General features: G+C 32.0%; 15 protein-coding genes and 2 pseudogenes. 6 read left to right on the top strand and 11 right to left on the bottom strand.

The genetic code is table 11. The features are described from left to right. Positions 1 to 12 precede the first annotated feature (12 nt). Complete coding sequence (locus JL193_RS06205) at positions 13 to 1521, top strand: GH3 auxin-responsive promoter family protein (RefSeq protein WP_207972961.1); 1509 nt, start codon at positions 13 to 15, stop codon at positions 1519 to 1521. 2 nt (positions 1522 to 1523) lie between these two features. On the opposite strand, the gene JL193_RS06200 is transcribed toward JL193_RS06205, so the two are convergent. From JL193_RS06200 to JL193_RS06180, 5 genes are all read right to left on the bottom strand, one after another. Then, entirely contained in the window at positions 1524 to 3410 is a 1887-nt protein-coding gene (locus JL193_RS06200) for a hypothetical protein (protein ID WP_207972960.1), read from the bottom strand. Between the two features lie 54 nt (positions 3411 to 3464). Next, positions 3465 to 4442 (bottom strand): polyprenyl synthetase family protein, encoded by a 978-nt coding sequence (locus JL193_RS06195; protein WP_207972959.1) that lies wholly within the window; start codon positions 4440 to 4442, stop codon positions 3465 to 3467. Positions 4443 to 4593: 151 nt separating this feature from the next. Then, positions 4594 to 5631, bottom strand: a complete 1038-nt coding sequence (gene rlmN / locus JL193_RS06190) for a dual-specificity RNA methyltransferase RlmN (protein WP_207972958.1) — start codon at positions 5629 to 5631, stop codon at positions 4594 to 4596. 383 nt (positions 5632 to 6014) lie between these two features. Beyond that, a complete protein-coding gene (gene queA, locus JL193_RS06185) occupies positions 6015 to 7064 on the bottom strand; it encodes a tRNA preQ1(34) S-adenosylmethionine ribosyltransferase-isomerase QueA (protein WP_207972957.1) in 1050 nt (349 codons plus the stop codon). 73 nt (positions 7065 to 7137) lie between these two features. Further along, positions 7138 to 8367 carry a 3-phosphoshikimate 1-carboxyvinyltransferase gene (locus JL193_RS06180; protein WP_207972956.1) on the bottom strand — a complete coding sequence of 410 codons (1230 nt, stop codon included), beginning with the start codon at positions 8365 to 8367 and terminating at the stop codon, positions 7138 to 7140. 56 nt (positions 8368 to 8423) lie between these two features. On the opposite strand from JL193_RS06180, the gene JL193_RS06175 reads away from it, so the two are divergent. Further along, on the top strand, positions 8424 to 11531 hold the full coding sequence (locus tag JL193_RS06175) for a VPS10 domain-containing protein (RefSeq protein ID WP_207972955.1): 3108 nt from the start codon (positions 8424 to 8426) through the stop codon (positions 11529 to 11531). 209 nt (positions 11532 to 11740) lie between these two features. Here the strand turns inward: JL193_RS06175 and JL193_RS06170 are convergent, their stop codons facing one another. Both JL193_RS06170 and JL193_RS06165 read right to left on the bottom strand, forming a co-directional pair. After that, a complete protein-coding gene (locus JL193_RS06170) occupies positions 11741 to 11989 on the bottom strand; it encodes a hypothetical protein (protein WP_207972954.1) in 249 nt (82 codons plus the stop codon). A gap of 1 nt (position 11990) precedes the next feature. Beyond that, positions 11991 to 12317, bottom strand: coding sequence for a nucleotide pyrophosphohydrolase (locus tag JL193_RS06165; protein ID WP_207972953.1), 327 nt, complete (start codon positions 12315 to 12317; stop codon positions 11991 to 11993). Between the two features lie 335 nt (positions 12318 to 12652). Between JL193_RS06165 and JL193_RS17600 the strand changes: the two are divergent. The 4 genes and pseudogenes from JL193_RS17600 to JL193_RS06150 form a co-directional block, all read left to right on the top strand. Further along, positions 12653 to 12817 (top strand): annotated as a pseudogene (locus JL193_RS17600) (DUF8426 domain-containing protein); the annotation flags it as partial. A 102-nt stretch (positions 12818 to 12919) separates the two neighbouring features. Next, on the top strand, positions 12920 to 13498 hold the full coding sequence (locus JL193_RS06160; RefSeq protein ID WP_207972952.1) for a restriction endonuclease: 579 nt from the start codon (positions 12920 to 12922) through the stop codon (positions 13496 to 13498). A 71-nt stretch (positions 13499 to 13569) separates the two neighbouring features. Further along, on the top strand, positions 13570 to 14037 hold the full coding sequence (locus JL193_RS06155; protein ID WP_207972951.1) for a hypothetical protein: 468 nt from the start codon (positions 13570 to 13572) through the stop codon (positions 14035 to 14037). A 179-nt stretch (positions 14038 to 14216) separates the two neighbouring features. Next, positions 14217 to 14726 carry a DUF3575 domain-containing protein gene (locus JL193_RS06150; RefSeq protein WP_207972950.1) on the top strand — a complete coding sequence of 170 codons (510 nt, stop codon included), beginning with the start codon at positions 14217 to 14219 and terminating at the stop codon, positions 14724 to 14726. 271 nt (positions 14727 to 14997) lie between these two features. On the opposite strand, the gene JL193_RS06145 is transcribed toward JL193_RS06150, so the two are convergent. The 4 genes and pseudogenes from JL193_RS06145 to JL193_RS17595 form a co-directional block, all read right to left on the bottom strand. Further along, positions 14998 to 15552 carry a thioredoxin family protein gene (locus JL193_RS06145; RefSeq protein WP_207972949.1) on the bottom strand — a complete coding sequence of 185 codons (555 nt, stop codon included), beginning with the start codon at positions 15550 to 15552 and terminating at the stop codon, positions 14998 to 15000. Between the two features lie 139 nt (positions 15553 to 15691). Beyond that, positions 15692 to 16903 carry a BaiN/RdsA family NAD(P)/FAD-dependent oxidoreductase gene (locus tag JL193_RS06140; protein ID WP_207972948.1) on the bottom strand — a complete coding sequence of 404 codons (1212 nt, stop codon included), beginning with the start codon at positions 16901 to 16903 and terminating at the stop codon, positions 15692 to 15694. Between the two features lie 88 nt (positions 16904 to 16991). Then, positions 16992 to 17966 carry a GYDIA family GHMP kinase gene (locus JL193_RS06135; RefSeq protein ID WP_207972947.1) on the bottom strand — a complete coding sequence of 325 codons (975 nt, stop codon included), beginning with the start codon at positions 17964 to 17966 and terminating at the stop codon, positions 16992 to 16994. Between the two features lie 84 nt (positions 17967 to 18050). Then, a pseudogene (locus JL193_RS17595) lies at positions 18051 to 18476 on the bottom strand (DUF1569 domain-containing protein); the annotation flags it as partial. Between the last annotated feature and the right edge of the window lie 24 nt (positions 18477 to 18500).

Below are 18500 nucleotides of genomic sequence, written 5' to 3'. Positions count from 1 at the left end.
TTACGAATTTCTATGGCGTTTCAGATTATCAATTCTATTATTTCTTGGTTTTTAAAGAAGCGAAAACATCAAATAGAGCTTTTTCTTAAATATCCTATTGATGTTCAAAACGAACTGTTGTTAAAACTAATTAGTTCTGCTAAAAATACAGAATTTGGAAAAAAAAACGAGTTTTCGTCCATAAAAAGCTATCGAGATTTTATAGATAGAGTTCCCATTCAAAAATACGAAACTTTCGAGCCCTTAATTGAACGTTGCAGAAGAGGAGAACAAAACCTTTTTTGGTCTTCGCCGATAAAATGGTTTGCAAAATCGAGCGGAACTACAAATTCGAAGAGTAAATTTATTCCTGTGAGTGACGAAGCTTTGGAATATTGCCATATGAAAGCAGGAAAAGATATGTTGTGTTGGTACATTAACAACAACCCCAAAACACAATTATTTACTGGCAAAGGCCTGCGTTTGGGCGGAAGTTCGGACGTTTATAGAGACAACGATTCTTATTTTGGAGATTTGTCTGCAATTATTATAGAAAACATGCCTTTTTGGGCAGATTTTAGTTCTGCACCGAGCCAAGAAGTTGCTTTAATGAGCGAATGGGAAACCAAAATGGATGCAATTATTGACGAAACCATTCACGAAAACATTACCAGTTTGGCAGGTGTACCAAGTTGGATGTTGGTTTTATTAAACCGAATTTTAGAACGAACTGGAAAAGACAACATTCTAGAGGTTTGGCCAAATTTAGAGGTTTATTTTCATGGTGGTGTAAACTTTAACCCTTATCGAGAGCAATACAAAAAAATAATTCCCAAAAAGGAGTTTAAATATTACGAAATTTACAATGCTTCTGAAGGCTTTTTCGCAATTCAAGATCGAAATGGCTCTAAAGAATTGTTGTTAATGTTAGATTACGGAATTTTCTACGAATTTATTCCTATGGATAGCTATGATGGCGAAAACTCGGTGGCGATTCCACTTTCTGAAGTAAAAAAAGAGGTAAATTATGCCATTGTAATTACTACAAATGGAGGTTTATGGCGTTATTTAATTGGTGATACTGTAAAATTTACAAATTTACATCCGTACAGAATTAAAATTACGGGTCGTACAAAACATCATATTAATGTTTTTGGCGAAGAATTAATTATTGAAAATGCTGAAGATGCTTTGCGATTGGCTTGCGAAAAAACCGAAGCAACCATTAAAGATTATACTGTTGGCCCAATTTTTATGGAAGGAAAAGAAAAAGGGGGGCATGAATGGATTATCGAATTTGAAAAATCGCCAGAAAATCTTTTATTTTTTACAGAAATGTTAGACAATGCTTTAAAATCTATAAATTCTGATTATGAAGCAAAACGCTATCAAAACATGACGTTGATGGCGCCAAAAGTTCACAAAGCAAAAAAAGGGTTATTTTACAGTTGGTTAAAGAAAAAAGACAAATTAGGGGGGCAACACAAAGTGCCACGCTTGTCTAATTCTAGAGAATTTGTGGAAGAATTGTTAGCGTTATAAATCTATTCTTTAACACAATTCTCACAATAAGTAGCTCTTAAATATTTGTTTTCTAATAATTGAAAAGTAACTCCTTTGTTTAAAGAAGAATTAAATAATTTACAGAAACGTTCTTTGTTCATTTCAATGGCATTTAACATTATGGTTCTGTAATTTTGTGTTTCTACTGCGTAAGAATCAATTAAAGTTAAGTTTAAATAATAGTACAACAAATCTTCATCTACTGTAATGGTTCTTACTTTTTCGTCTAAAAGTTCGGTGGCTTCGTCTGTATTTGCGTAGTAAGCTAAAAATTGTGCCAAACTTAAATAATCGAAATTAGAAAGGTTAAAATTCTCGTACGTATCTATAATAAATTCTATAGATTCGTCTTTTGCCTCGTACTTTCTTTCTCGCATATTTTTTTCTGCTTTTACGATGTGAAAATTTACCAACATTCTGTCGATTAAATTTTTAGTAATTCCATAGTTTTTTAAGGCTAAAATTTGTTTTTTAAAATCGGTCTCATTTATTTTTTCCCAATTGTTTCTCCATATAATAAACTTTACAACTACAATATTGTACTTAATGCCTTTGTTTTTGGGGTCGATTTTCTCTAACTTTTTTAATTCTGCATATGCAATTTTCGCATAACTTAAATCTAACACATATTTAATAATGCTATTTTTATTTAAAATTGGCGAAAACTTTAATTGTTTTGGAACGTTTAGTTTGTTTAATAAATCTGGCGATTTCTCTTCTTTTAACTTATCGAAAATCGAATTTTGTACCACCAAAGCCTTATCTACAAAGCCTTTTAACACAAAATCATTAAAAATTTCTACTAATTTTTCTTTAGACATGTCTTTATATCGATCTTTCTTGTCTAAATCTAAAATAACAACTGCTTTTCTATGATTTTTTAGGTACTTTTCTAAATCTTTAGAAGTTGCTCCAACTACTTTTTGCTTGATTTCTTTCTTCGATAGTTTCTTTAAATCTTTATATTTTGTGTTAGAAATGTCGTTTAAAAACTCTACCCAATTTTCCGAAGAAGAAATCTCGGTAACAATGTTGGGTTTCTGAAAAGATTGTAACGATTTTGCAATACTATTGGCACGTTTTTCTTGCAATTCTAAGTTCCTCTTTAAACTACCTTCTATGGAAGAATAGGCTTTTATGTGTATTTTTTTGATGTTAAAATCGGTCAGTTTTAAACTGTCGTACAAAGGTTTTATATCTTCCTTAGAATATACTGCTTTATTTTTCTCGAAAGGAATTACAAATTTTAGGGTTTTATATTTTGTTTCAAACCTGTCGGAAGTCGTTATTTTCTTATTTTTATAAGTCAGCGAATCTAAATAAACACCCATGTCTAACAAATCCCAAGCATAAGCTTTTAAGTTATAAATACGTTGATAACGACACAACGTTTTGTTATTTAAAAACAAAATATTAAACTCTAATTCTTCGTCTTTTAAATTTGTAGGAATCGTTCCAATAAATGTTTGTACTCGATTAGACCTAGGCGTTTTTTTAAAACCTCTTATTAATTTTTGAGCAAAAACAGGTGGCAAAACAGTGCCTTTTATTTGAGATTCACTCACTTCTTTATCGCAATTGTATATCGATTTCGGTACCACATCTATGGCAACACCATCTCCAGAATTTTTAAAAACGTTCGAAAACCAATTTTTATCGTTGGTACTAAAAAAGAGTTTGTTACCTTCTTTTACAATGCTAAACTGAACTTCCTTTGGTTTTTGTTTGAAAGCATTTGCAAAATAAGTACATTTTTGAGTTCTCTCTGCGTTTGAAGTCGGCAAAGTAAACCCTAAGTGATTTTGTGAAAATGTAAAATTTGAAAATAATAAAGCAATAAATAGGATTGAAAACTGGGCAATCTTCATAGTTTTTTCTTTTATTAGAAATCCAAAAATAGAAAAACTTAAGTAGTAAAAAAACTAAATCTTGCGTGCTACCACATAATCTATCATTGTAAGTAATGATTTTTTGTATTCAGATTCTGGATAATCATCTAAAATAGCCAATGCTTTATTTTTGTAGTCGTTCATTTTGGTGGTTGTATATTCTATTCCACCATTTTGTTTTACAAATGCAATTACTTCTTTTACACGTTTTTTATCTTTATTGTGTTTTTTAATCGAATTAATTAACCAAGCCTTTTCCTTTTTAGAACAGTTATTTAAAGTATGAATTAAAGGCAAGGTCATTTTTTGTTCTTTGATATCAATTCCTGTTGGCTTTCCAATTTTATCGTCGGTATAATCGAATAAATCGTCTTTAATTTGAAAAGCCACACCAATGTATTCTCCAAATTTTCGCATTTGTTGCACACAATCTTGATTTGCACCAACAGAAGCAGCTCCAATGCCACAACAAGCCGCGATTAAAGTGGCTGTTTTTTTACGAATAATATCAAAATAAACAGTTTCTGTAATGTCTAATTTTCTAGCCTTTTCGATTTGCAATAATTCGCCTTCACTCATTTCGCGAACCGCGATAGAAATGAGTTTTAACAAATCGAAATCTTCATTATCAATCGATAATAATAAGCCTTTAGACAACAAAAAATCGCCTACAAGCACAGCGATTTTATTTTTCCACAAGGCATTTATAGAGAAAAAACCTCTGCGCCTGTTGCTATCGTCAACCACATCGTCGTGTACCAAAGTTGCTGTGTGAATTAACTCTACCACAGATGCGCCTCTGTAAGTTCGTTCATCAAAACCGCCATTAGAAACCATTTTTGCTACTAAAAAAACAAACATTGGGCGCATTTGTTTTCCTTTTCTGCGAACAATATAATAGGTAATTCTATTTAACAACGGAACTTTAGAAAGCATCGATTCTTTGAACTTTTCTTCAAAGCGCTCCATTTCATTTTTAATGGGTAGTTTTATTTGCTCTACAGGCTTCATGTATGCTGAAGTTATTTTCGGTATGGAACTGCGAAAATACGAAATTTAAACAAGAAGTTATTGGATTTTGATGTTGGAAAAAAAGACGCAGATTTTACAGATTTGAATAGATAAAATTGCACAAAAAATCCGTGAACTCTGTGTCTATATTTTATCCTTTATTCGCTAATTGCCCGCAAGCAGCATCGATATCTTTTCCTCTTGAACGTCTTACATTTACGGTAATATCGTTCATTTCTAAATTAGAAATGTAATTATTTATGGCAGATGCACTTGCTTGTTGAAACTCGCCATCGTCAATTGGGTTGTATTCTATTAAATTGATTTTGCAAGGCACATATTTACAAAATTCAACCAAAGCTTTTATGTCTTCTTTTCGGTCGTTAATGCCACCCCAAACAATATATTCGTAGGTAACTGCTCGTTTTGTTTTTTCGTACCAATATTCTAAAGATTCTCTTAAATCTGCTAAAGGAAAAGTGGTGTTAAAAGGCATAATTGAGGTTCGAACTTCGTCTATTGCTGAATGTAGCGAAACTGCTAAGTTGAATTTTACTTCTTCGTCTGCCATTTTTTTAATCATTTTTGGCACTCCAGAAGTAGAAACCGTTATTCTTTTAGAAGACATTCCTAAACCTTCTGGCGAAGTAATCATTTCTATCGATTTTAGCACGTTTTTATAGTTCATTAAAGGTTCTCCCATTCCCATAAAAACAATATTGGTTAGCTTTTTATGGTAATACAATCTGCTTTGTTTGTCGATTACAACGACTTGATCGTAAATTTCATCTGGATTTAAATTTCGCATTCTTTTTAAACGTGCAGTTGCACAGAATTTACAATCTAAACTACAACCAACTTGGCTAGAAACACAAGCTGTGGTTCTTTTAGGTGTTGGAATTAAAACAGATTCTACAACCAAACCATCGTGTAATTTTATGCCATTTTTTATGGTACCGTCTTTACTTTTTTGCATAGAATCTACCTTAATATGGTTGATTACAAAGTTTTCTTGCAACATTTCTCTGGTTTCTTTAGAGATGTTTGTCATTGCTTCGAAAGTATGTAAAGACTTGCTCCAAAGCCATTCATAAACTTGATTTCCACGAAATGCTTTATCGCCATTTTTTACAAAAAAATCTCTTAATTGCTCTTTTGTTAAGGCTCTTATGTCTTTCTTTTTGGTCAAGTTTTCTATGATTTTGAAAAGTTAAAATAATACAGCTGCAAAAATACGCATATAATTTGAAGTTATGTATAAAGCTGGCAAATAGGTGCGTTAGCGATTGAAATGGCATCCTTTTTAAATGGGGAAATAATGGGTGCATTTTAATAATAAGATCGCCACATAAAGCAAAAAAAAGGCCGTCACGAAGGCAAATGTAACTGTTATTTTAAGCGAAGTTGAAAAAATATAAAATACTGAAATACAGTAAATAAGATTTCTCTATTACAGTCGAAATGACAAATGTTAATACTTTCGAGACAGCTTCTTGATTGTAAGATTTTCGTTTTTACTGAAAATGACAGTTTTAACGGTTACTTTCAAAATTAAATTTTGAAGAACATTGGTTAGATAATTAACATTGCGTCTCCGTAAGTTGAAAATTTATAACCTTCTTTTATGGCTTCTTTGTAAGCTTTCATTAAAAAATCGTATCCTGCAAATGCAGCAGATTGCATCATTAAGGTAGATTTTGGTGTGTGAAAATTGGTAATCATTGCATTGGCAATACTAAAATCGTGAGGTGGAAAAATAAATTTATTGGTCCAACCTTCAAATGCATTTAATTCTTGTTTCGAAGAAACCGAAGATTCTACGGTTCTCATAACTGTGGTACCTACAGCACAAATTCTTCTTTTTTCTTTCTTTGCTTTGTTAATTTTATCTGCAGTTGCAGCCGGAATTACAATTTGCTCAGAATCCATTTTGTGCTTCGATAAGTCTTCTACTTCAACTGGGCTAAAAGTTCCTAAACCAACGTGAAGTGTCATTTCTGCAAAATCGACTCCTTTAATTTCTAAACGTTTCATTAAATGTTTAGAAAAATGCAAACCTGCTGTTGGGGCTGCAACAGCGCCTTCGTGTTTTGCAAAAATAGTTTGGTAGCGTTCTTCGTCGAGTTCTTCTACCTCTCTATTAATTTCTTTTGGTAAAGGGGTTTCTCCTAATTCTAACAATTTAGCTCTAAATTCTTCGTAAGAACCGTCGAATAAAAAACGTAATGTTCTACCTCTTGAGGTGGTATTGTCTATAACTTCTGCAACTAAGCTATCGTCTTCTCCAAAAAATAATTTGTTTCCAATTCTAATTTTTCTTGCTGGATCTACTAAAACATCCCACAATCTGTTTTCGGCATTTAATTCTCTTAAAAGAAAAACTTCGATTCTGGCACCCGTTTTCTCTTTATTTCCATACATTCTTGCAGGAAAAACTTTGGTATTGTTTAACATCATAACATCACCTTCGTCAAAGTAATCTATAACGTCTTTAAATTGTTTGTGTTCTATAGTTTGCGTTTTTCTATCCAAAACCATTAAGCGAGATTCGTCTCTGTGTTCTGCTGGATAGACTGCTAACAACTCTTTTGGTAAGTCAAATTCAAAATGCGATAATTTCATATGTATATTTTGCTATAAGGATGGCAAATATACGATATGGAAATAGGGGTTGTCAAGTGTTTCGACGTTTAATTTATAGTTTATCTATTTTAATACCAATTTGTTGCATATCGTCCCAAAATTTTTGATACGATTTTGTAACCACTTCTGCATTTAATATCTTAATAGGAACTCTTAAAGCCAAAGGCGCAAATGCCATAGCCATTCTATGGTCGTTGTAGGTTTTTATAGAAATATTTTCTTTAATTTCTGATGATTTTTGTAAATGCAAACTTTTGTTTGTTACTAAAATTGAAGCTCCTAAATTGGTTAATTCTTCTTTTAAAGCTTCTAATCTGTCGGTTTCTTTAATTTTTAAAGTATGTAAACCTGTTAAATTACAAGCAATTCTTTCAGAAAAACAAGTTACTGCGATGGTTTGTGCAATGTCTGGTGCATCTCTTAAATCGATTTCTAAAATATTTTTACGGGTTTCTTTTTCTTTTTTAAGGATGATAAAATTCTCTCCAAAAGTTGTTAAAACCCCAAAATGTTGATAGATTTCCGCCAAACAAGAATCGCCTTGTAAACTTTCTTTTTTATAGGCAGATAATTTTATAGACGAACCAATTTCTGAAGATGCCATAATCGAATAAAAATAACTTGCAGAAGACCAATCGCTTTCTACGACAACTGTTTGATGATCGACTTCTTTTTTCGGAAATACGTTTATAATAGTTCCTTCGAAATGGGCTTCAATACCTAATTGATGTAGCAAACTCAACGTCATATTTATATATGGAATTGAGGTAATTTCTCCTACCAACTCAATTGTGAGTCCATTTTCTAATTTTGAAGCAATTAATAATAAAGAAGAAATATATTGGCTACTTACATTTCCATTTATTTGTACTTTATTTGCTGTTATTTTTTTTCCTTTGATGCGAATGGGAGGGTACCCAACTTTGTCTTCGTAAGAAATAGTTGCGCCTAAATCTTTTAAGGCATTTACCAAAATTTCAATCGGTCTGTTTTGCATTCTTTTAGAACCTGTAAGCACAGTTTCTCTGCCTTCTTTTACTGCAAAATAAGAAGTTAAAAACCGCATTGCGGTTCCTGCATGCCCAATATCTACAGTTTCTTTATCTGTAGAAAGTGCATGTTGCATATGAACAGAATCGTCTGAATCTGATAAGTTTTCAATTGAAATTTCAGGAAATAAGTTTTGTAAAATTAGCAATCTGTTCGATTCGCTTTTAGAACCAGAAATTGTTATTTCTTCTGTTATTTTTCTATCCTTTAAAACATTTAACAATATATCCATTCTAAAAACTGATTTTAATTCTTACTTTTAAACTCCTAAATTACAACTTACCAAACATGAAAAAATATATTTTTCTAGCCATTTGTATGATTTCTTTTGCGAACGCCAAAGTTAACGCACAAAAAAATGCTAACAAAGTTTCTAACGAATATTTTAGTGAAATAAAATGGCGAAATATTGGTCCTTTTCGAGGAGGAAGAAGTGCTGCTGTTACTGGTGTTTCTGGCAAATTAAATCTTTTTTATATGGGCGCTACTGGTGGTGGCGTTTGGAAAACTACAGATGCTGGTAACACTTGGCAAAACATTTCCGACGGATTTTTTGGAGGTTCTGTAGGGGCTGTAGCCGTTTCTGAATCGGATAATAATGTAATTTATGTTGGAATGGGAGAGAAGACCGTTCGTGGAAATGTTTCTTCTGGAGATGGAATTTGGAAATCGGAAAATGCAGGAAAAACATGGAAACATATGGGTTTAAAAAACTCAAGACACATTCCAAGAATGAGAATTCATCCTAAAAACCCCGATGTTGTTTTTGCAGGAGTTTTAGGAGATTTATACAAACCAACACAAGAAAGAGGGGTTTACAAATCTATTGATGGTGGAGAAAACTGGAAAAAAGTGCTGTTTTCTGATGAAAACTCTGGAGTTGTAGATTTAATAATCGACCCCAATAACCCAAGAATTTTATATGCAACTACTTGGGATGTTCGCAGAACTCCTTATAGTTTATCTTCTGGCGGAAAAGGTTCTGCTATGTTTAAAAGTACCGATGAAGGAGAAACATGGACAAACATTTCTGCAAATAAAGGTTTGCCAAAAGGCATTTGGGGAATTTCTGGTGTAACTGTTTCACCCGTAAATTCCGATATTGTTTGGGCTTTAATTGAAAATGAAAAAGGGGGTGTGTACAAATCTACAGATGCTGGAAAAACATGGAAACTTATCAATTCTGAAAGAAAATTACGTCAAAGAGCTTGGTATTATACACGTTTGTATGCAGATACCCAAGAGGAAGATATTTTATATGTATTGAATGTGAATTATCATAAATCTACAGATGGAGGAAGAACATATACCACTTATAATGCACCTCATGGAGATCATCACGATTTATGGATTGCTCCAGAAGACAACCAAAGAATGATTATTGGAGATGATGGAGGAGCACAAATTTCTTTTGATGCTGGCGAAAATTGGAGTACGTATATGAATCAGCCAACTTCGCAATTCTACAGAGTAACTACAGACAATCATTTTCCATATAGAATTTTAGCTGCACAACAAGACAATTCAACAATTCGAATTCCTCATAGAACTGCTGGTGGTTTTATTACAGAATCGGATTGGGAATCTACTGCAGGTGGAGAAAGTGCACACATTGCTGTAGATCCTTTAAATGATGATATTGTTTATGGAGGAAGTTATGGTGGTTTGCTAACCAGAAAAAATCATAAAACAGGAGAAACTAGAGCCATAAATGTATGGCCAGACGATCCTATGGGGCATGGAGCCGAAGATTTTAAGTATCGTTTTCAATGGAACTTCCCGATTTTCTTTTCGCCAAATAATAAAAAACGTTTGTATGCAGCTTCCAATCATTTACACGTTACAGAAAATGAAGGACAATCTTGGAAATTAATTAGTCCAGATTTAACAAGAAACGCCCCAGAAACTTTAAAATCTTCTGGTGGCCCAATTACACAAGACAATACGGGTGTAGAATATTATGGAACTATTTTCGCAGCTACAGAATCGCCTTACGAACCTGGTTTAATTTGGACGGGTTCAGATGATGGTTTGGTGCACATTTCTAAAAACAATGGCGATTCTTGGGACAATGTAACTCCAAAGAAAATGCCAGAATGGATGATGATAAATTGCATTGAAGTAGATCCGTTTACAAAAGGTGGTGCTTATATTGTAGGTACAAAATACAAATCTGGAGATTACAAACCTTACATCTACAAGACAGAAAATTACGGAAAATCCTGGAAATTAATTGTAAACGGTATTGGAAACGAAGATTTTACAAGAGCTTTAAGAGCAGACCCAAAACGTAAAGGTTTGTTGTATGCTGGAACAGAAAGAGGCATGTATATTTCTTTTAACGATGGAAAAGATTGGGAATCTTTTCAACAAAATTTACCAATTGTACCGATTACAGATTTGGCCATTAAAAACGATAATTTAATTGCGGCAACACAAGGTCGTTCGCTTTGGATTATTGATGATTTAACGCCAATACATCAATTAAATTCTTCAACTTTAAAAGAAAAAATTGTTTTATACAAACCAAAAGACGCTTATAATATGGGTGGTGGTCGTGGAAGAACTTCGAGAACTGCTGGAACAAATCATCCTGGAGGTGTTGCTGTAAATTATTTCATCAAAGAAAATGGAGAAAATGATGTGGTTTCTTTATCTTTTTATGATGCCAATGATAATCTCATTAAAAAATATGCTACAAAACCAGATAAAGAAAAGAAGGAAGAAACTTTAAAAGTAAAAGACGGAAATAATATTTTCTATTGGAACATGATGTATCCTGGAGCTGAAACTGTAAAAGGAATGATTCTTTGGTGGGCTTCTTTAAGCGGACCAATGGCATTGCCTGGAAATTACAAAGTTGAATTGGCTGTAAATGATAAAAAAATGACTCAGAATTTTAATATTTTAAGGAATCCAACTTCGGAAGCTACAGAAAGCGATATGAAAGCTCAGTTTGATTTTATTAACGATATCAACACAAAAATGACAGAGATTCATAAAGCATTAAAAAATGTAAAGAAAGTTAGAAGTCAGGTTGGGTTGTTAAAAAAAGCGATCAAAGATAAAGAAAAACACAAAGCATTGTTGGAATATGCTGATAATTTGGTAAAAGACATGACTAAGATTGAAGAAACCTTGTATCAAACAAAATCTAAGAGTAACCAAGACCCTTTAAATTACCCTATTCGTTTAAATAATAAATTGGCGCATTTAAACTCGTTAACCAGAATTGGAAATTACGCACCCACGCAACAAGCCATTGATTTTAAAAAAGAAATTACCCAAAAAATTGATGCTGAATTGGCAAAATTAAATGCTTTGTTTGTAAACGGAGTAAAAGAGTTAAACCAAAAAGTAAAAGAAAGCGATATCGATTTGATTCAGTTGGATTAAAAATTATATTTTCAGTTTATAAAAAAAGTCAGTTCTAAAAATTTAGAACTGACTTTTTTTATGTCATTCCTGCGTAGGCAGGAATCCATAATTGATAAATAAACAAAACTGTAAAACTTCAATTAGAAAGTTACTTTTTTAAGAAAAAGGTTTTTGAATGTTTTGAAAGACTATTTTTAGATTCCTGCCTACGCAGGAATAACAAAAACCTATTTCATTTTCTTATTCGTTACCCAAATACCATAAAAAGTACTAATTACCAATTTTAACCCCCAAAAAGTTTTCCACTTTCCATTGGCAAAATTCACTTCGTTTACTTTTGTAAAATTACCCGCAAAAATATCTCGCCAGCTATTCATAAATAGTGAAATTAAGGTTACTAAAATAAAAAAAGGAATGGCAACTTTGGCAAAATTCGTCCAAAAAAGGGGCTGTTTTATTTTTTCTAAAAAAGTCATTTTATTTTAATTTTTGGTTGTTGTGATGGCGATTGTGATCACGTTTTGTTTTAATGTTTAACTTCTTCTCAAAAGCATCTTGCAAATCGATTCCTGTTTGATTTGCCAAACATAAAACAACGAATAAAACATCTGCCAATTCTTCGCCTAAATCTTTATTTTTATCCGATTCTTTTTCACTTTGTTCTCCATAACGTCTTGCAATAATTCTTGCCACTTCACCAACTTCTTCCGTTAATTGTGCCATGTTGGTTAATTCGTTAAAATAACGAACTCCGTGATTTTTAATCCAATCATCTACCTGTTTTTGTGCGTTTTCTATGTTCATTTTTTGTAGTTTCAGAATTACAAAGTTACAAAGTATAAAAGAGAGTTTTAGCAGAATAATTTAGTTTGTATTTAATTATTTTCAACTAAATTTGTTAATGTATAAGTCGTTAAAACGACCAATAAAAAACATAAAATATGGCAATTTGGCTTTTCAGAGCAGGAAAATCAGGAGAATATGAAAATAAGTTTTTGAATGATGAAAAAATTTACTTGACGTGGGATGAGCTCAATATAGATTTATCAAAACTATCTGATAGACAAGAATTACTCGACTATTTACTGAATCTCTACTCTGACGCTAAACGAAATACTGTCAGAAATTGACTTGGTCAGATATATCCGATTGCTCACAGAATAAAAAAAGGAGATTGGATAATACTGCCAAGCAAACTTAAATCTGCTATTCACATCGGAAAAATTTTTGGAGAATATGAATATCACCCAAATGCCAACAACCCCTTTTTTCACTCAAGGAAAGTTAATTGGTTTGCTAAAGACATTCCTCGTTCAAAATTCGACCAAGATTTACTCTATTCATTTGGAGCATTTATGACTGTCTGCCAAATAAAGCGAAATAATGCTGAAGAGCGTATTAAATTTATGTCTAAAAATAATTGGAGTTCTAAACATTCTGACATATTAACTCATCAAAATGAAATGATGGAGGATGATACAGCAATAGATTCTTCGCAAATTGACCTTGAAGAATTTGCCAACGACCAAATAGCAAAACTTATCATTCGTAAGTTTAAAGGTCACAGAATGGAGTTCTTAATCCAATCTATTTTACAAGCAAAAGGTTATACAACATATCATTCACCAGAAGGAGCAGATAAAGGAATTGATATTTTGGCAGCTCCTCAACCAATGGGTTTCGGACAACCAAGATTATGCGTTCAAGTTAAATCAAGTGATTCTCCAATTGATCGACCAACCTTAGACCAATTAATTGGAGCAATTCATAATTTTGGAGCCGACCAAGGATTATTAGTCTCTTGGAGCGGATTTAAAAGTTCAGTTGAAAAAGAAAGACCAAATCAATTTTTTAAGGTTCGACTTTGGAGTCAAAAAGAAATAATAGATGAATTTTTAAGAAATTACGACAAATTAGATGAAGAAATTAAAGCAGAAATTCCGTTAAAGAGAATTTGGGCTTTATCAATACCAGAAAACGAATAAAAAAAATTGCGCAACGATGCCAGTTCTCGACTGCTTCTAAAAATCTACTCAGCAAAATTTAAACAAAACCTATGATGAAAAAAATTAGACTTTTACTATTATGCTTTTTCTGCATAACAATTACTATGTGTACCGATGATAATCAAATCGAAAAAACAAAAACTGAAATAGAACTATTGACCCAAAAAAAATGGAGTTTTAATTATTTTGATTTTACAAGTTCGCCATCAACTAATTTCAACTTTACAGACAAAGAAGTTGAACAACATGTTAATAATTTAGCAAAAAATTGGTTCATTAAATTCAACGATGATATGACAGGTTATATGGAATACCCTGATGGAACAAAAAGTGTTTTTAATTGGAAAAAAAATCAAGAAATTTTAAATTTAGAGCACCCGAATGAACCCAACAGAAGTACTGAATATGTATTAAATTCTGTTAAAGAGAACGAATTAAATATAACTTATAATCATTTTGCAGTTTACATTATTAACGGAATTGAAACGGATATATTCGGTAATTATATATTTAAGTAAAACTATTTATAACAACGAAAAAATTAAATACTTTTTCGAGCCTGCTCACAAAAATCCTTTTAAATTTTCTATTCGGTTTGTATTTGCAAATTTAATTATTGAAACACACAACAAAACCATAGGCAAAAACGTTAACAAATATCAAAAAAAACAATATTATTAATTTAAAAACCCAAAAAATGATTAAAAAAACAATTTTATTATGTGCAGTATTACTAGCTTTCAGTAACTTAAAAGCTCAAGAGAATATTGTAAAGGCTGGTGCTATTCTCGGAAATTTAGGTGTCCAATACGAACGTTCTCTTTCTGACCATTTTTCTGTAATTGGACAATTAGGTTATTCTAATATCAAAACTACTGTAAATAATGTCGATTCGAAATCAGATGGTTTGGGTTATTATTTCGAAGGAAGGTATTATTTTTCTTCAAATAAAGATTTAATGGAAGGATGGCACATAGGACCATATTATAACAGTATAAATACTAAAAACGATAATGATGTAAAAACGAACATTTCTTCCTTTGGTCTTGCTACTGGATATCAATGGGTTTTAGATTCTCAGCTAACAATAGGAATTATATTCGGAGGAGGAACTTTAAACATCGATAGCGATAATTCTGATATCGAATTCTTGGGCGATATTGGGTTCCTTCCCCATTTAGGATTTACTTTAGGATACAGTTTTTAATAAAAACATTTGCCAACACCATACAAAATAATGGTGGTTTTCTACAATAAAGGTACTTGTAGTGTTAGAGACAAAATACCTAATTCGTCGAGCCTTAAAAAGGTGTTTTTCCTTTTTTAAGGCTCGATTATAAAATAGGAAAACAAAAAATAACCTTCTTACGGTTTCTTTTTTATAATGAAATCGTAAGTAACTTCAAACAAGAAAAAGTCTTATATTTTACTTTCCTTCGAAAAATTCTCACACGCAAACCTGCAACTTTCCATATACATCATTTCCACTTAATACCGCAACCAACGCTTGGTTTTTGGTTTTCTAAAACAGGTTTATTTTGCAATAAATTATCTAAAGCATTTCTTATATCTTTTCCTGTTAATGGCACTCCATTATTGGGCCTGGAATTGTCTAATTGTCCATGATAAACAGATTGTAGGTTTTCATCAAACACATAAAAATCGGGTGTACAAGCAGCATCGTAATTTTTTGCTACTTCTTGAGTTTCATCAAACAAATACGGAAAAGGATAGTTTAACTTTTGGGCAACTTGCTTCATGTATTTTGGCGCATCTTGTGGGTAATTTTCTATCTCATTAGAGCTTATTGCGATAAAACCAATACCTTTTTTTTGATATTCATTCGCCATTCTTACCAACTCATTATTTAAGTGAATTACAAACGGACAATGATTGCAAATAAACATAATTACGGTTCCTTTTTCGCCTTTTGCCTCGGTTAAAGAAACCATTTTATTGTTTACTGTATTTCGTAAAGTAAAATCGGGTGCTTTTGTTCCTATTGGAAAATTATTGGATTCTGTTAGTGCCATAAAAATGGGTTTTAGTTTTTTATTTTCAACTTTATTATTGCATGTCATTTCGACTTTATAGAGAAATCTAATATAAAAAAAAATAATTTTTAGATTTCTCAATTCCGTTTCATTTCATTCGAAAAGACAATATTATTTTTTAATTTTCAGCCAAAGCTTTTGCACAGATAAAACCACCTGTCCATGCATTTTGGAAGTTGAAACCACCAGTAACAGCATCAATATTTAAAACTTCGCCTACGAAAAATAGGTTTTTGTGTTTTTTACTTTCAAAACGCTTAAAATTAATTTCTTTTAAATCGATTCCGCCAGCAGTTACAAATTCATCTTTAAACGTAGTTCTACCATTCGCATTGTACACTCCCTTTGTTAATTGATTTGCCAAATTTTCTAATTGACGAGAATTTAAATCTGCCCAATTCTGGTTTGCATCAATATCTGAAAACTTTACAAAACGTTCCCACAATCTTTTAGAAATTTCCGCAAAAGGCGATTTTAATATTACTGTTTTTCGAGGTTCTTTCTTTTTCAAATTCAATAAAATATTTAAAATTTTATCAGTAGGTCTTGAAAGCCAATTTACTTCAATATTATATTGGTACTTTTTATCCGCCAAAATTCTTGCGCCAAAAGCAGAGAGTTTTAAAACGGCTGGTCCACTCATGCCCCAATGTGTAATTAACAAAGGTCCTGAAGCTTCTAATTTTGTGCCTACGATATTTACAGTTGCATTTGGAACAGAAATACCTAATAAATCTACAATTCTTTTATCGTTGATATTAAAGGTAAACAAAGACGGAACAGGCTCAATAATAGAATGCTCTAAGTTTTCGCATAATTGCCACATTTTTTTAGAACTTCCTGCAGCAACAACCACTTTATCGGCTTTAAACACTTGTTCTTTTGTGTTAATAACCCATTGATTATCTTGTGGATAAATAGAATTTACACCATGGTTTGTGAACACTTTAATACCTAACTTATCAACAGCTTTTTGAAAACAATCTATAATTGCTTTACTTGTATTTGCTTCTGGAAAAACACGATTATCGCCTTCTATTTTTAATGGAACTCCTCTACTATCAAACCATTCAAAAGTATCTCCCGTCATAAATTGATGAAAAGGACCTAACAGTTCTTTTTCTCCTCGTGGGTAAAATTTTACCAATTCTTTGGGTTCAAAACAAGCATGAGTAACATTACACCTTCCACCTCCAGAAATTTTAACTTTCTGTAAAACATTTTTTCCTTTTTCTAGAATTGTAATGTCTAAATTAGGGTTATTTTCTTTCGCGTTTATCGCTGTAAAATATCCTGCGGCTCCACCTCCAATAATTATTATTTTATTCATTTTCTGCATAAAACCTCTCGACTGCGCTCGAGGAAACATTTAGTAAGTTAATTGTCAGGTCGAACGCAGTCGAGACCTAAAAAATCTTTTATAAAATCATTTCTGAATACGAAAAAAATGTTTCAAACCCTTTATTTTTAAAATAAGCTGGTGTTGTTGAGTTTCCTGTAGCTAATACAAAATCGCCACCCCAAGCTCCCAAACTTTTAATTTCTCCAAAATAATCTGGAAATAATTTTTCTTTTACAGGTTGTAATTTGATGATTGAACTGATAATTTGTTCGTGTTCAACAATTAAATTGTTAAATTCTGAAATCGTTTTTGCAGTTAAAAATTCATCAGAAATTGTAGAAATTCTTTCTATTTCTTTATTAAAATTATTACCCCTTTCTCTAAATTTTGCAATCCCTTCTTTAGAATCTTGTTTCTGATTCAAATACACAAAAAACAAATTTTCTTTAAAGCTGGGATTAAATTCAACTTGTTCTACTTTCGGTGTCATTTCGAGCATTTCGACTTCGCTCAATACAGGCTGCGTTGAGAAATCTCTTTTAATTTGATAAAAAATGGGCGTATTATTTTGTGCACAAGCAATATCGTAACCACTTCCTTTAAAAGAATTCCACAATAGTTGAAATGCATCTACTTTTGCCCAATTTGCAATCGAATTTATTAAGGTTGATGAGCTTCCTAAACCCCAATCTCTTGGAAAAGTAAGTTCCGTTTTTACAAGAAAACCGTTTTCTGTTTCTAAGAAATTAGGGTTCATTTTTTTGGCTTCCTTTAAAATATCTAACAACGTTTCTGCAATTGTATCTGCACTACCTTCTTTATTAGAATTAAAAGTTGCAGATGTTAATCGTAACTTTTTTAAATCGAAAATTGCTTCAAACCAACATTTGCCTTTGTTTGTAAAACTTCCCCAAATGATTTCTGGTTCTTTGATGCTTTCTACAATTAAATTTTGCCCAAATTTGGTGGGTAAAGCCAACGATTTAGCACCATCTAAAACAAGGTATTCGCCTGTTAGTAAAAGTTTTCCGTTCGAGTAATAGTTTTTCAAAATAATTGTCTGGTCGAGCGCAGTCGAGACCTAATTTAAATACGTAATATTATTAACCTCTCGACTGCGCTCGAGGAGACATTCTTATACCAACCCAAATTGTTTAAAATGATGTGTAAAATGCTTTACATGAAATTTCTGCCAATATTCATAATCTAGCTCCCCAAAAAATGGATGATTTTCAATTTTAGCAGTTTTAAAATGCTCCGTAAAATCTTCAATTTGTAAAATTAAATCATTTATCGACTCTTCAAAACTTGCAAACTTTACTGGAATTGGCTCTTCAGACAACATAGGCGCTTTAAAACCAACTTGCAATTCGCCTTCTGTATCTAAAAAAGCTTTTCTTCTTGCCGATTTTTCATCCTCTACAAAGAAGTCTGCATGTACTTTTCCGTTAGAAACTTTCATTAAAAAAGCCAAATGCTCTACCATTTGTTGTCCGTTCATTTTTCCAAAAAGAGGTTTTGCATCTGCTTTTAAAGCTGAAAGTGTGTGTTTTAATTCATCGAAATTTAAAAAATTTACCCAATG

Origin of the sequence: Polaribacter batillariae, assembly GCF_017498485.1 — a bacterium.
In the GTDB taxonomy this organism is placed as follows: domain Bacteria; phylum Bacteroidota; class Bacteroidia; order Flavobacteriales; family Flavobacteriaceae; genus Polaribacter; species Polaribacter batillariae.
This window is presented reverse-complemented; position numbering and strand designations above follow the sequence as displayed.

What these genes read in the sequence shown, in the direction of transcription:
- JL193_RS06205 (WP_207972961.1), top strand. Translation starts at nt 13, where the DNA reads ATGGCGTTTCAGATTATCAATTCTATTATTTCTTGGTTTTTAAAGAAG.
- JL193_RS06200 (WP_207972960.1), bottom strand. Translation starts at nt 3,410, where the DNA reads ATGAAGATTGCCCAGTTTTCAATCCTATTTATTGCTTTATTATTTTCA.
- JL193_RS06195 (WP_207972959.1), bottom strand. Translation starts at nt 4,442, where the DNA reads ATGAAGCCTGTAGAGCAAATAAAACTACCCATTAAAAATGAAATGGAG.
- queA (WP_207972957.1), bottom strand. Translation starts at nt 7,064, where the DNA reads ATGAAATTATCGCATTTTGAATTTGACTTACCAAAAGAGTTGTTAGCA.
- JL193_RS06180 (WP_207972956.1), bottom strand. Translation starts at nt 8,367, where the DNA reads ATGGATATATTGTTAAATGTTTTAAAGGATAGAAAAATAACAGAAGAA.
- JL193_RS06175 (WP_207972955.1), top strand. Translation starts at nt 8,424, where the DNA reads ATGAAAAAATATATTTTTCTAGCCATTTGTATGATTTCTTTTGCGAAC.
- JL193_RS06170 (WP_207972954.1), bottom strand. Translation starts at nt 11,989, where the DNA reads ATGACTTTTTTAGAAAAAATAAAACAGCCCCTTTTTTGGACGAATTTT.
- JL193_RS06165 (WP_207972953.1), bottom strand. Translation starts at nt 12,317, where the DNA reads ATGAACATAGAAAACGCACAAAAACAGGTAGATGATTGGATTAAAAAT.
- JL193_RS06160 (WP_207972952.1), top strand. Translation starts at nt 12,920, where the DNA reads ATGTCTAAAAATAATTGGAGTTCTAAACATTCTGACATATTAACTCAT.
- JL193_RS06155 (WP_207972951.1), top strand. Translation starts at nt 13,570, where the DNA reads ATGATGAAAAAAATTAGACTTTTACTATTATGCTTTTTCTGCATAACA.
- JL193_RS06150 (WP_207972950.1), top strand. Translation starts at nt 14,217, where the DNA reads ATGATTAAAAAAACAATTTTATTATGTGCAGTATTACTAGCTTTCAGT.
- JL193_RS06145 (WP_207972949.1), bottom strand. Translation starts at nt 15,552, where the DNA reads ATGGCACTAACAGAATCCAATAATTTTCCAATAGGAACAAAAGCACCC.
- JL193_RS06140 (WP_207972948.1), bottom strand. Translation starts at nt 16,903, where the DNA reads ATGAATAAAATAATAATTATTGGAGGTGGAGCCGCAGGATATTTTACA.